The sequence below is a fragment of the Aeromonas lacus genome (genome assembly GCF_000764665.1).
Lineage (GTDB): Bacteria > Pseudomonadota > Gammaproteobacteria > Enterobacterales > Aeromonadaceae > Aeromonas > Aeromonas lacus.
Map to the genome: position 1 here is coordinate 1 of NZ_JRGM01000136.1, position 13,260 is coordinate 13,260.

Consider the following 13,260-nt stretch of genomic DNA (forward strand, 5'->3'; position numbering starts at 1 on the left):
ATGCGAGAGTAGGACACTGTCAGGCACCTATTTAGAAGAGGCCTCCCATTCGGGAGGCCTTTTTGCATTTCTCTCTTCCAAAAAGCTGCGCTGCCGCCGGCATTTTAGTAAAAGTGCTGGGCTATCAAGGGATTGCCCGTTACTCTTTAGCCGTTACCGATTAACACGTGATGCTGCCAGCGAGGTATTGATGGCTACGTTGAAGGAAATTGCACAGGAAGCGGGGGTTTCTCTCGCCACGGTATCCCGGGTACTGAACGAGGATCCCAGCCTGAGCGTCAAGGAAGAGACCAAGCAGCGGATCTTCGAGATTGCCGAACGGCTGGAGTACAAGACCAGCAGCGCCCGCAAGGGGGTACACAAGAGCAAGCTGCACTTTCTGGTGGTCTATGCCTATCCCCAGAGTACCGAGGTCAACGACCCTTACTATCTCGCCATCCGTTATGGCATCGAGACCCAGAGTGCCCGCCTCAATATCGAACTGACCCATCTCTACAACTGCGGTGAAGGGCGCGAACTGAGCGCCGTGGATGGCATTCTGGTAGTCGGCACCCTTACAACCGAGCGCCTCGCCCAGCTCAGGGCTTGTTCCAGCCAGCTGGTGTTTGTCGACTGCCGTTCACAGGGAGAGTTCGACTCGGTCGATGTGGATCTCGCCCTGATCAGCCAGCAGGTCGTCGACTACTTTATTGCGCAGGGGCACCAGCGCATCGGTTATATCGGTGGCCAGGATGAGAATCCGGATCTGCGCGAGCTGGCCTTCCGGGATTATGGCCAGCGGCTGGGGGTGGTGCAGGAGAGCGATCTCTATCGTGGGGACTTCTCCAGTGCCTCCGGCTACCAGTTGGCAAAAGAGATGCTGGCGGGAGATTGGCCCAAGGCGCTGTTCGTCGCCTCCGACTCCATCGCCATCGGTGTGCTGCGTGCCATCCACGAGAAGGGACTGGCGATTCCCCAGCAGATCGAGCTTATCAGCGTCAACGATATTCCGACCGCCAAGTTCACCTTCCCGCCGCTCTCCACGGTGCGGATCCACTCTGAGTTGATGGGCTCCCAGGGAGTCAATCTGTTGGTCGAACGGCTGCGAGATGAGCGGGATATTCCACTCCGGGTGCTGGTACCGAGCAAGTTGACCCTGCGTGGCACCACTCGCTGATTTTAGTAAAACATTCTGCTTTTTAGTCGCGCCATCTTGCGGTGGTGCGACACCTCTCCCAAACAAACCTCTTTCCCATATCATCCAGCAACGTCATATCATATTGTTTTATAGTTGATTTTATTGCTAATCAGCCAACTCTTATCAACATCCATGCCACTCCTCCATATCTTGCCTTCCTTTATCTCCCGCTTCTGATCTCGCTCACAAAACCATCTATTCATTGTGATCAGGTTAAAGCTTTACTAATTCAAAGCTGATATTTAGTAAATGTTTATCTAGAGTTTACCCAGTTAACGTTGCCTTGTTCCGGGAGGACATGTGAATAACTGGGAAAACGTCCAATTCGTTGGTGAAAACAGGCTGGCTCCGCGCGCCTATTTCTTCTCTTATGCCGACCACGGGCTGGCGGCCACCATGCAGCGCGAGCTGAGCCGCCGTTTTCTGAGCCTTAGCGGCCAGTGGCAGTTCCACTACTTCGACCACCCCCTGCAGGTGCCGGAGGCCTTCTATCACAGCCCCATGAGCGAGTGGGGCCAGATCACCGTGCCCAACATGTGGCAGATGGAAGGACATGGTCAGCTGCAGTACACCGACGAAGGTTTTCCCTTCCCCATCGACGTGCCCTTCGTGCCGACCAACAACCCCACCGGCGCCTATCAGCGCAGCTTCATGCTGAGCCCGGCCTGGGACGGCGAGCAGGTGATCATCAAGTTTGACGGGGTGGAGACCTACTTCGAGGTCTATGTGAACGGTCACTACGTCGGCTTCAGCAAGGGGAGCCGTCTCACCGCCGAGTTCGATATCAGTGCCTACGCCAGCATTGGCGAGAACCTGCTGTCGGTGCGGGTGATGCAGTGGGCTGACTCCACCTATATCGAAGATCAGGACATGTGGTGGATGGCGGGGATCTTCCGCGACGTCTACCTGGTGGGCAAACCGGCCGCCCATGTGCAGGACTTCTTCATCCGCACCACGCTGGCCGATGACAATCAAAGTGCCACCCTGAGCTGCGACATTCAGCTGGAAAATCTGGGGGCGTCCGCCCGTGATCACCGTCTGGTCTGGTCGCTGCTGGATCAGGGCAGCGAGATCGCCAGTGGCTCGCTCGACCATCTCGCCATCGACGGCAAGTGTGATTGCCGCTTCACGCTGGATCTGGCCAACCCCCATCTCTGGAGCGCCGAAGATCCTTACCTCTATCAGCTGCAACTCTCCCTCTACAACGGTCAGGGCGAGCTGCTGGAAGTGATCCCGCAGCGAGTCGGGGTGCGTGAAATCAAGGTCAAAGATGGGCTCTTCTACGTCAACGGCCACTACCTCAAGCTGCACGGGGTGAACCGCCACGACAACGACCACCTCAAGAGCCGCGCGGTCGGCATGGATCGTGTTGAACGCGACATCGTGCTGATGAAGCAGCACAACCTCAACTCGGTACGTACCGCCCACTACCCGAACGACCCGCGCTTCTACGAGCTGTGCGACCAGTACGGTCTGTTCGTGATGGCGGAGACCGACGTGGAGACCCACGGTTTTGCCAACGTCGGCGATCTCAGCCGCATCACCGACGACCCCTTCTGGGAGCCGGTGTTCGTGGATCGCATCGAGCGCCACGTGCACGCCCAGAAGAACCACCCCTCTATCATCATCTGGTCGCTCGGCAACGAGTCTGGCTACGGCTGCAACATCAGAGCCATGTACCAGCGCTGCAAGGCGATCGACCCGACTCGGCTGGTGCACTACGAAGAGGATCGCGATGCCGAGGTGGTGGATGTGGTGAGTACCATGTATTCGCGCGTCTCCCAGATGAACTGCTTCGGCGAGTTCCCGATGGCGAAGCCGCGCATCCTCTGCGAATACGCCCACGCCATGGGCAACGGCCCGGGTGGCCTCAGCGAATACCAGCAGGTGTTCGACCGCCATCCTCACATTCAGGGCCACTACATCTGGGAGTGGTGCGATCACGGCATTCTGGATCAGGACGAGCAGGGGCGCGCCGTTTACAAGTACGGCGGCGACTACGGCGACTATCCCAACAACTACAACTTCTGCATGGATGGCCTCATCTATCCGGATCAGACCCCGGGGCCGGGCCTGCGCGAATACAAGCAGGTGATCTGCCCGATCAAGGTGCGCGCGCTGGATCTGACCAGCGGCAAGCTGGCGGTGGAAAACCGCTACTGGTTCTCCACTCTCGACGATATCCGCCTGCTGGTCGAAGTGAAGGCCGAGGGCGAACTGCTGGCCAGCCAGCAGATCCGGCTGGAAGGGGGGGCTCCCGGAGCCACCACAGATCTGCAGCTCGAGCTGCCCACGCTTGATGGGCGGGAAACCTTCGTCCAGCTACGGGTCATCAAGGCCAGTGCCACCCGTTACAGCGCGGCGGAGCATGAGCTGGGCCAGTACCAGTTCCGGCTGAAAGAGTCGACTCGCCAGCTGCAGCCCTTTGCCAATCCCAACGCCACTGCGTTGCAGATCGCCGACGAGCGCCTCTCGCTGACCCTGAGTGGCAGCGGCTTTGCCCTGCGTTTCTCACGCCTCGACGGCAAGCTGGTGAGCTGGCAGCAGGATGGCAATGAGCTGATTGAGCGCTCGCCGCGCCTCACCTTCTTCAAGCCGATGATCGACAACCACAAGCAGGAGTACGAGAGTCTGTGGCACCCGAATCACCTGCAGATCATGCAGGAGCACTTCCGCACTCTGAGCTGGCGTCAGCTGGGCGAGGCAGTCGAGGTGACGGTGGAAAGCCTGATCGCGCCGCCGGTGTTCGACTTCGGTATGCGCTGTCGCTACGTCTACACCCTGAGCCTGAACGGCCAGCTGCATGTGGCACTGTCCGGTCAACCCTACGGCGGTTATGACGACATCATCCCCAAGATCGGCTTCGAGCTGGGCATTCGCCAGGATCTCGACCGGGTGCACTACTACGGCATGGGGCCGGGCGAGAACTATCAGGACAGCCGCCAGAGCAACTGGATCGACAGCTTCCAGAGCACAGTCAGCGAGATGTGGGAGCACTACCCCTTCCCGCAGGACAACGGCAACCGCCAGCAGGTGCGCTGGGCGACCCTGACCAACCGTCACGGCGCCGGTCTCTACGTGCGACCCGATGCCCCCATCAACCTGAGCGTCTGGCCCTACAGCTGGGAGCATATCCATGCGGCGCAGCACATCAACGAGCTGGAGCCCTGCGGTTATCTCACCCTCAATCTGGATCACAAGGTACTGGGGCTCGGTTCCAACTCCTGGGGCTCCGAGGTGCTGGACTCCTGGCGGGTGCGCTTCGAGCCGTTCAGCTTCGGCCTGACCCTGTTGCCCATCGCTCGCGGCAACCTCAATCCGGCTGCGCTGGCCGGGCTCGATCTCACCATCAACGGCGGGAGGAACCTCGCATGATCACCCTGGACAACCTGACCCTGTTCAAAAACATCTACCGGGAGGGCAAGAAGTGGGGCCGCTGCGTGGAGGCCATCAACAACCTGCCGAACCTCAAGCCCGGCATCTGCCACTCCATCGGTGACTCCCTCACCTACCGCTTGCAGGAGGGGGCCAGCCCGGCCACCTCGTTGTTCGAGGGGCAGCGCCGCTACTTCGACGTTCACTACTACCTGGAAGGGGAAGAGACGGTGGAGTGGGCTGCCAAGAGCGAGCTGGTGGTTGAGCAGGCCTATGACGACACCACCGACCGCGAGTGGCTGGCTGGCGAGGTGCGTGAGCGCCAGAAAGTCGGCAACGGTCAGGTGGTGATCTTCGAGAACGACGAGGCTTACCGTTTCGTCGGTGATGCGCCGGTGCGCAAGGTGATCATCAAGGTCACCGTTGAAGGCGGCTACTTCAAGAACAAATAACAAGCCGCCGGTTCTGCACTGACAAAAGCCGGAAGAGCGGGGCTCACCCTACAAATCATGCCCCGCTCTTTCGCTAGATAACTACAGGTCTGGAGATGCACCATGTCTGATTCCAAACGCAATACGATAGGCAAGTTTGGTCTGCTGTCGCTCACCTTCGCGGCGGTATTCAGCTTCAACAACGTCATCAACAACAACATCGAGATCGGTCTGGCCTCGGCCCCGATGTTCTTTCTGGCCACCATTTTTTACTTCATTCCGTTTTGCCTGATCATTGCGGAATTTGTGTCACTGAATAAGAACTCCGAAGCGGGCGTCTATGCCTGGGTGAAGAGCTCCCTCGGCGGTCGCTGGGCCTTTATCTCGGCCTACACCTACTGGTTCGTGAACCTCTTCTTCTTCACCTCGCTGCTGCCTCGGGTCATCGCCTACGCCTCCTATGCCTTCCTCGGCTACGAGTACATTCTCACTCCGGTGGCGACCACGGCATTGAGCATGGTGCTGTTTGCCTTTGCCACCTACGTCTCCACCAACGGCGCCAAGATGCTCGGCCCCATCACCTCGGTGACCTCGTCCCTGATGTTGCTGCTGACCCTCTCCTACATCCTGCTGGCAGGTGCGGCACTGGTGGGCGGCGTGCAACCGGCTGACCCCATCACGGTAGAGGCCATGGTCCCCGATTTCAGCTGGGCCTTCCTCGGTATCACCACCTGGATCTTTATGGCGGCTGGTGGCGCCGAGTCGGTGGCGGTCTACGTCAATGACGTGAAAGGGGGCTCCAAATCCTTCGTGAAGGTGATCATCGTCGCCGGGATCTTTATCGGGGTGCTCTACTCCATCGCATCGCTTTTGATCAACGTGTTCGTCCACAGCGACACCCTGAAATATACCGGCGGCTCGGTGCAGGTGTTCGAGGGGCTGGCCGCCTACTTCGGCCTGCCGGAGATCCTGATGAACCGCTTCGTGGGTCTGGTCTCCTTCACCGCCATGTTCGGCTCCCTGCTGATGTGGACGGCGACCCCGGTGAAGATCTTCTTCTCCGAAATCCCGGCCGGCATCTTTGGCAAGAAGACGGTCGAGCTCAACGAGAACGGCGTGCCCGCCCGGGCAGCCTGGATCCAGTACCTCATCGTGCTGCCGCTGATGGTGATCCCGACTCTGGGCTCCAACACAGCGCAGGATCTGATGAACACCGTCATCAACATGACCGCCGCCGCTTCCATGCTGCCGCCGCTGTTCATCATGCTGGCCTACCTCAATCTGCGTCTGAAGTTCGATCACCTGCCGCGGGATTTCAAGATGGGTTCGCGCACCACCGGCATCGCCGTGGTCTCGGTGCTGATCGCCATCTTCTCGGTGGGCTTCCTCGCCTCCACCTTCCCGACCGGCGCCGACATCATGACCATCATCTTCTACAACGTCGGCGGGATCGTGATTTTCCTCGGCTTCGCCTGGTGGAAATACAACAGATACGAGGCCTCTCTCAATGCCGAAGCGCGTGCCAAAGAGGCCGAGCCGGCGGCGCAGGTTGCCATGCAGACGCCATAGCCACTGAATTGAATCCCAATCAAACCGGGTGGCCGTTGGCCACCCGCAAACCGTTGAACCAGAAAAGGAAAAGAGAATGAGCGAGACGATCGAGTTTGCCGAATTCAAGCGGGTCGAGATGAAGGTGGGCAAGGTACTGGAGGTGGTGCGTCACCCCGGGGCCGACAAACTCTACATCGTCCAGATCGACGTGGGTGGCGAGCGGCCGCTGCAGACTGTCACCAGTCTGGTGCCTTACTACAGCGAAGAGGAGCTGATGGGCGGCGAGGTGGTGGTGCTGACCAACCTCAAGCCCACCAAGATGCGCGGCGAGCGATCCGAGTGCATGTTGCTCTGCGCCGAGACCCCGGACGAGAGCCAGAGCGTGCTGTTGCAACCGCGGGTGCCGATGGCGCCGGGCACCCCGATCGTCTGAATGGTATTGCGAGCCGGTGCGGGAGACGGCACCGGTTCAGCAACGAGGCCGTCCACGCGGCCCGCTCATAACAAGAGAGTAAAGTGCGGGGCCGACAGACCCTTGCCGAACACATCACAGAGTCACAGCGCTCCCCGCCGGGAGCGCGAGTCCACTGGAGGACACCATGTCTGAATCCGTACGCGGCACCATAGGCAAGTTTGCCCTGTTGTCGATGACCTTTGCCGCCGTGTTCAACGTGCGCAACATCGTCAACAACAACATCGAGCTGGGGCTCAGCTCCGCCCCCATCTTCCTGCTGGCGACCATCGTCTACTTCATTCCGTTCGTCTTCATCATCGCCGAGTTCGTCTCGGCCAACAAAAACTCCGAGTCGGGGATGTACGACTGGCTTAAAAAACCGCTCGGCACCCGGATGGCCTATCTGGGCTCGTTTCTCTACTGGTTCGTGAACCTGTTCTGGTTTGTCTCCCTGCTGCCCAACGTCATCGCCTACGCCTCCTACGCCATGCTGGGCTATGAGTACAGCTTCTCGCCCATGGTCACCTCGATCATCTCCATCGTGCTGTTTGCGGCGGCGACCCACATCTCCACCAAGGGGGCGAGCTGGCTCGGCAAGATTGCCGAAATAGTGGCCTACGGTGTATTTGCCCTGTTCGCAATCTATGTGCTGGGCGCCCTGATGGCTTTGAGTGGCGATCATGTGCCGGCCCAGCCCATCACGCTGGAGGCGATGACTCCCACCGTCAACTGGGCGACGCTCGGCATCATGTGCTGGATCTTTCAGGCGGCGGGCGGTGCCGAGACCGCAGCGGCCTACCTCAATGACGTGAAGGGCGGCCAGAAGTCCTTTATCAAGGTGATCATCAGTGCGGGTATCGTCATCGGTGCCATGTACGCGGTCGGTTCCCTTTTGGTGAACGTGTTCGTGCCGCGCGAGAGCCTCACCTATGCCGGCGGCATGGTGGAGATCTTCACCGGCATGGCGCAGTATTTCGGGCTCTCCGAGGCGCTGGTGGGCCGCTTCGTCGGCGTGGTGCTGTTCATCGCCATGTTCGGCTCCATGATGATGTGGACCTCGGCGCCGGTGAAGATCCACTTCTCCGAGATCCCGCAGGGGGTCTACGGCGAGAAGACCACCCAGCTCAACGAGCACGGCGTACCGGTGCGCGCCGCCTGGTGGCAGTTTGTCTTCGTGTTCGCGATGCTGGTGGTCAACGGCTTCGGCTCCGAGTCGGTACAGCAGATGATGAACACCGCCATCAACCTCACTGCTGGGACTGCCATGCTGCCGCCGATCTTCATCATGGTGGCCTACTTCGTGTTCCGCTGGAAACATGACGACACCCCGCGCGACTTCCGCATGGGGTCGCGTAAATTCGGGATGGGCGTGGTGTCGGTGCTGATCGCCATCTTCGTGGTGAGCATGAGTGCCTCCGCCTTCCCGAGCGGGGTGGATCTGGTGCGCGCCTTCTTCATCAACGTCTTCATGACCGCGGTCTTCTCGGCGCTGGCCTACTGGTGGATCTCCCGCTTCGAGAAGCGGCAGGCCCGCAAGCTCGCCGGCAATGAGAAGAAAAGCGGCAACGGCAAGCTGGCCAGCCAGCGCTGATCGGCTGACCATCAACGCAAGACGGGCGGCCTGGGTCGCCCGTTTTTTATCCATTTTTCGCCGTTGGGGGGCGGTCAGGGCCGTTTTATCGTCAACTTTTACTACTCGATATGGCGAAGGCGTTAAGCATTGATGAACAATTATTCGCCGCTCAACTTTGCGCCTCTCCGTTATCGGGGTAAGCTGGAGGTTCGTTTTAGCGGGAGGTGCCAGACATCTCCCGCTCTGTTTCTTGTCCTCCCCAATCCTGACTGTCGCCATGGCTGCAGGATGCCCTTCTGATGGAGACCTTTCGTGCGTCTGGATCCCTTTACTGTTGTGCTGATTGCGGTGGTCACCCTGGCCTCCCTCTTTCCCTGCGAGGGGCAGGTAGCCGTCTGGTTCGGTCTGCTGACCAAGCTGGCGGTGGCGCTCTTGTTCTTCATGCATGGCGCCAAGCTGTCGCGCCAGAACCTGCTGGCGGGCCTCGGTCACTGGCGGCTCCATCTGGTGGTGATGCTCAGCACTTTCGTGCTGTTTCCGCTGCTCGGGCTGCTGCTCACCCCGCTGGTACCGAGCTGGCTGAGCCCGGCTATCTACCTTGGCTTCCTCTACCTCTGCGCTTTGCCTGCCACCGTGCAGTCGGCCATCGCCTTTACCTCGATGGCGGGGGGCAATGTGTCGGCGGCGGTGTGCAGCGCCTCGGCCTCCAGCATCCTCGGCATCTTCCTCTCGCCGGTGCTGGTGGGGATGATGATCCACGTGCAGGGGGAGGGGATCGACACCTGGCACTCTATCCAGTCCATCATGATGCAGCTGATGCTGCCGTTCGTGGTCGGCCACCTGTCGCGCCCGCTGATCGGTCGCTGGGTCGACAGTCACCGGCCGCTCATCGGCAAGCTGGATCAGAGCTCCATCCTGCTGGTGGTCTACGTCGCCTTCAGCGAGGCGGTGGTGCAGGGGATTTGGCATCAAGTAGGCTGGTACGATCTGGCCAGTATCGTGCTGCTGAGCTGTGTCTTGCTGGTGCTGGTGCTCTGCTGGAACGTCTGGATCAGCCGTCGCCTCGGCTTCGACAAGGCGGACGAGATCACCATCGTCTTCTGCGGCTCCAAGAAGAGCCTCGCCAACGGGGTGCCGATGGCCAACGTCATGTTCCCGGCCGCCAGCGTCGGGGTGATGGTGCTGCCGCTGATGATCTTCCACCAGATCCAGCTGATGGTCTGCGCCGTGCTGGCGCGCCGCTATCACGAGCAGGGGCATTGATACTCGCGCCGTTTCTGCTGCCATAACAAGAGGGAGGCCCGTTGGCCTCCCTCTTTTCATCTATAAGCCGACCGGCGGATTAGCGTTTGCGCCAGACGGTGAGCTGCGCCACCGTGTGCTGGTATTTGCGGGCGGTCTCGCGGATGACGAAAGGCACATCCCGGGGCGGGCAGTGCTCCTCGAACTCCGCCGCCAGCAGCCGTTGCAGCGCCTGATAGGTGGTGAGCGCCTCGCCGTTTTCGCGAATGCCGCCGAGCCAGTTTGCGGGCGGGGTATATTCCGCCAGCCAGGTATAGGGGCTGGTGAGCACCAGCAGGCCACCGCTGCGCAGCCGGGGAGCTATGTCCCGCAGGAAGCGGGCGGGCTCCCGTAGCCGGTCGATCAGATTGGAGGCGAGCACCAGATCGTAGTGGTCATATTTGGGCTTGAGGTTGCAGGCATCCCCCTGACTGAAGTGGATGCGCTCAGCCTGACTTGCCCCCAGCCCGTGGCTCGACAGGCGTGCCTCGCAATACTCCACCAGTTCCCCCTCCAGCGGAATGGCGTAGCGGAAGCTGTCCTGACTGGCGAGAGCCAGCGCCACATCGATGAAGCGGGCCGAGTAGTCGACCCCGTCCACATGCTGGAAGTGGCGGGCCAGCTCGAAGCTGGCGCGGCCGGTAGCGCAGCCGATATCGAGCGCCCGCTGGTGGTTGCTGCACAGCTCGCCAGCAAGATCAGCAAGCGTCTTGGCGTAGTTGGCTACCCCGAAGTGGTTCGGGCCGTACTGGAAGTCGAGATATTGAGCTACGAGCGTGTCGGTTTCATAGGGATTCACGATAACGGGTTCCTGATAACGGGAGACCAGATAGCGGAAACCCGCATGCTGGAAGAAGTGACGCCGGAAGGCGTAACGGGATGATTTAAGCGCTTCGTTACCTGTGCTGATCCAGCTGCCGCCCTTGATCAGGGTGTGCTTGCCATCAAAGGTGGGGGTGGAAAAGTCGTCGTAGAGCGGGTGGATTTTAAAGCCGTCGAAGCCATCGATGGCGGTGCTGGTCCACTGCCAGACATTGCCCACCAGATCGAAGAACTCCCCTTGCGGGCAGGCATCCACCGGGCAGGAGGAGGCGAAACGGGCCAGATTGATATTGCCGGGGGCCTCCGTCCAGTCCGGCTGATCGCCGGGTACCTGCTCGCGCAGCAGCAGCCACTCCGCCTCGCTCGGCAGCTGGACTGGCAGGCCGGTCTGGGCCGCCTTCCAGCGGCAGAAGGCGGCCGCCTCCAGCTGGTTTACCTCGACCGGCCAGTCCCAGGGCATGGCGACCTGCTCGGTCATCAGCCGCAGTTGCAATTGCCCGGGTTCGGCGGGGTCGCCGACCCAGAAGGCGGGCATCTGCGCCTTGGCGTACTGGCACCAGCCCCACCCCTCCTCATCCCACCACTGTTGCTGGCCGTAGCCGCCTACCTGAACGAAGGCGAGGTACTCGGCATTGCTCACCAGCATGCGGCTGGCCTGAAACGGGGCCAGCTCGATATGGCGCTCGCCATATTCGTTGTCCCAGCCGTAGGTGGCGTCCTGCTTGCCAAGGCGCACCTTGCCGCCTGCCACCGGCAGCAGGCTGTTGGCGGGCACTTGGTCAATGCGGTGACGTGCTTCGGTGCTGGCGGGCCAATAAGGCTGCGGTCGCACCCAGGCGAGCGGCAGCTGGCGGATCAGTACGCTGGAGGTCTCGAGGTGGATGCGCTCATGCTCAATCCCCATCAGTATCACCCAGGCCGGGCTCTGCCAGTCGATGGGCAGGGTGAGCGGCATCTGGCGGATGAAGTCGCACACCAGCGTACGGACTTTGGCCCGATAGCTGCGCAGCTCGGTGACTTTTGGCCAGTCGTAGTGGGTCTCGTCCAGATCGTCCCAGCTCATCTCGTCCACCCCGATGGCGACCATGGCCTCGATGCGGGCATCCAGCCGCTGGTCGATCAGGCGCGCCGCCAGCAGCTTGTTGATAAAGAAGGCGGCGGTGTGGCCGTAGTAGAAGATGAGCGGGTGGCGTAGCGGGATCGCCTTGTTGAACCAGGCGCGCTCATCGGCCAGACAGTCGAACAGCGAGTCGTAGAGATCGAAGGTCTGGCAGAAGTAGGCGAGCAGCTCGCGCCGTTTCTGCTCGGGATCGCTGCCGGTCAGCAACGGGGTGCGAGTCGGTTCCGGCAGACCGGTGGCAGTGGAATAGAGAGGGCTTGCTTGGGTCACGCTCTGCCTCCTTGTTGGCAGTGAAGACTGACAAGACAGTGGTAATGACATTACCGCAATGGAGAGCTTGGTACGCACGAAGTACCACTATTGGCTCAACAGACCGGTGCGGCAATCAAAAACTTCCACGGCTTGTCAGCGTAGCGACCTCGCGAACGGCTCGCCAGCCAGCTCTCCACCTGCCTGTTAGGGGATGGTCAGATTCGCCAAATGGTGGTCTAAATGGATCTTTTTAATGCGTGCCACTTCTTACTGTTGATTTTATTTTTATTGAAAATCATGTAGTTAGCTTCTGGCATGGCCATTGCTATCTGTGGTTTCATACGGCCTTTATTTTTGTGGTTTCGAACAGGGCCTGTCAGGTGGCTTATCAATAAATAAAAAGGAGAACAGTTATGCGGTGGATGATTGGCGTCTTGGTGGCGTTGGTGATGGGAGGTTGCAACGTCTTTGCCGATACCGAGATCAAGGGGGAAGGTGTCCCGGTCGAGCGCCAGCAGGCACTGGGCGAGCGGGTGACCCGGGTGCTGGCGGGAACTCCAGCTACCCTCCATCTGGTGGCGGGGGAGCAGCGCGGCATCCTGATCAAGGGGCAGGCAAATCTCTTGCCCTATCTGGAGCTGACCGAGCGCGGCAGCAAGCTGGAGATCGAGGTGAAGGATGGTTACCGACTGCGGCCTACCGAACCGCTGGAGATCACCATCACCCTGCCAGAGCTCAGTGAAATGGCGCTGGCAGGTACCGGCAACGGCGATCTGAGTGGCTTCAAGGGTGAGGCGCTGGAGCTGTCAGTGGCGGGAACCGGTGGTATCGTCGCCAGCCAGCTGGAGGTACAGCGATTGAAAGGCAACATCGCTGGTGCAGGCAGCCTGGATCTGGGGAGCGGCTCTGCCGCCAGCATCGAGCTGAACATTGCCGGTGCTGGCGATGTGCTGGGCAGCGAGATGCGTGGCAACGAGGTCGAGGTCAATATCGCCGGCAGCGGTGATGTGGAGGTGCGGGCCCAGAAAACGCTCAAGATCGGCATCGCAGGCACTGGCAACATCACCTACTGGGGTGACCCCGAGGTGGAGCAGCAGATCGTGGGCTCCGGCGGGGTGACCCGCGCCGGCAGCTGATATCAACCGATCACCACAACTGAAACAGGCCCGCAACGGGCCTGTTTTGTTTTTTCCAACATGGCGCAACTCACCGTGCCATTTGTGC

General features: G+C 60.4%; 9 protein-coding genes. 8 read left to right on the plus strand and 1 reads right to left on the minus strand.

What is annotated here, in order from left to right; translation table 11 throughout:
* Positions 1-190 precede the first annotated feature (190 nt).
* The 7 genes from ebgR (at position 191) to LG31_RS0112030 (ending at position 9,824) form a co-directional block, all read left to right on the plus strand.
* Positions 191-1,156 (plus strand): transcriptional regulator EbgR, encoded by a 966-nt coding sequence (gene ebgR, locus LG31_RS0112000; RefSeq protein ID WP_033114709.1) that lies wholly within the window; start codon positions 191-193, stop codon positions 1,154-1,156.
* Positions 1,157-1,477: 321 nt separating this feature from the next.
* A complete protein-coding gene (gene ebgA, locus LG31_RS0112005; RefSeq protein ID WP_033114710.1) occupies positions 1,478-4,552 on the plus strand; it encodes a beta-galactosidase subunit alpha in 3,075 nt (1,024 codons plus the stop codon).
* A complete protein-coding gene (locus tag LG31_RS0112010) occupies positions 4,549-5,004 on the plus strand; it encodes a beta-galactosidase subunit beta (RefSeq protein ID WP_033114711.1) in 456 nt (151 codons plus the stop codon). The genes ebgA and LG31_RS0112010 overlap by 4 nt, the downstream gene beginning before the upstream one ends.
* A gap of 102 nt (positions 5,005-5,106) precedes the next feature.
* Positions 5,107-6,552 (plus strand): amino acid permease, encoded by a 1,446-nt coding sequence (locus LG31_RS0112015; protein WP_033114712.1) that lies wholly within the window; start codon positions 5,107-5,109, stop codon positions 6,550-6,552.
* A gap of 76 nt (positions 6,553-6,628) precedes the next feature.
* Positions 6,629-6,967 carry a tRNA-binding protein gene (locus tag LG31_RS0112020; protein WP_033114713.1) on the plus strand — a complete coding sequence of 113 codons (339 nt, stop codon included), beginning with the start codon at positions 6,629-6,631 and terminating at the stop codon, positions 6,965-6,967.
* A 166-nt stretch (positions 6,968-7,133) separates the two neighbouring features.
* Entirely contained in the window at positions 7,134-8,579 is a 1,446-nt protein-coding gene (locus LG31_RS0112025) for an amino acid permease (protein WP_033114714.1), read from the plus strand.
* 294 nt (positions 8,580-8,873) lie between these two features.
* Positions 8,874-9,824 (plus strand): bile acid:sodium symporter family protein, encoded by a 951-nt coding sequence (locus LG31_RS0112030; RefSeq protein WP_033114715.1) that lies wholly within the window; start codon positions 8,874-8,876, stop codon positions 9,822-9,824.
* Between the two features lie 79 nt (positions 9,825-9,903).
* On the opposite strand, the gene ovoA is transcribed toward LG31_RS0112030, so the two are convergent.
* The gene (gene ovoA / locus LG31_RS0112035) at positions 9,904-12,054 is read right to left on the minus strand and encodes a 5-histidylcysteine sulfoxide synthase (RefSeq protein WP_033114716.1); all 2,151 of its coding nucleotides are present in this window, start codon (positions 12,052-12,054) and stop codon (positions 9,904-9,906) included.
* A 395-nt stretch (positions 12,055-12,449) separates the two neighbouring features.
* Here ovoA and LG31_RS0112040 point away from each other — a divergent pair, with 395 nt between their 5' ends.
* Positions 12,450-13,172 carry a head GIN domain-containing protein gene (locus LG31_RS0112040; protein ID WP_033114717.1) on the plus strand — a complete coding sequence of 241 codons (723 nt, stop codon included), beginning with the start codon at positions 12,450-12,452 and terminating at the stop codon, positions 13,170-13,172.
* Positions 13,173-13,260: the final 88 nt, after the last annotated feature.

Coding starts and splice junctions, on each gene's coding strand:
- ebgR (WP_033114709.1), top strand. CDS start 191: ATGGCTACGTTGAAGGAAATTGCACAGGAAGCGGGGGTTTCTCTCGCC.
- LG31_RS0112010 (WP_033114711.1), top strand. CDS start 4,549: ATGATCACCCTGGACAACCTGACCCTGTTCAAAAACATCTACCGGGAG.
- LG31_RS0112015 (WP_033114712.1), top strand. CDS start 5,107: ATGTCTGATTCCAAACGCAATACGATAGGCAAGTTTGGTCTGCTGTCG.
- LG31_RS0112020 (WP_033114713.1), top strand. CDS start 6,629: ATGAGCGAGACGATCGAGTTTGCCGAATTCAAGCGGGTCGAGATGAAG.
- LG31_RS0112025 (WP_033114714.1), top strand. CDS start 7,134: ATGTCTGAATCCGTACGCGGCACCATAGGCAAGTTTGCCCTGTTGTCG.
- LG31_RS0112040 (WP_033114717.1), top strand. CDS start 12,450: ATGCGGTGGATGATTGGCGTCTTGGTGGCGTTGGTGATGGGAGGTTGC.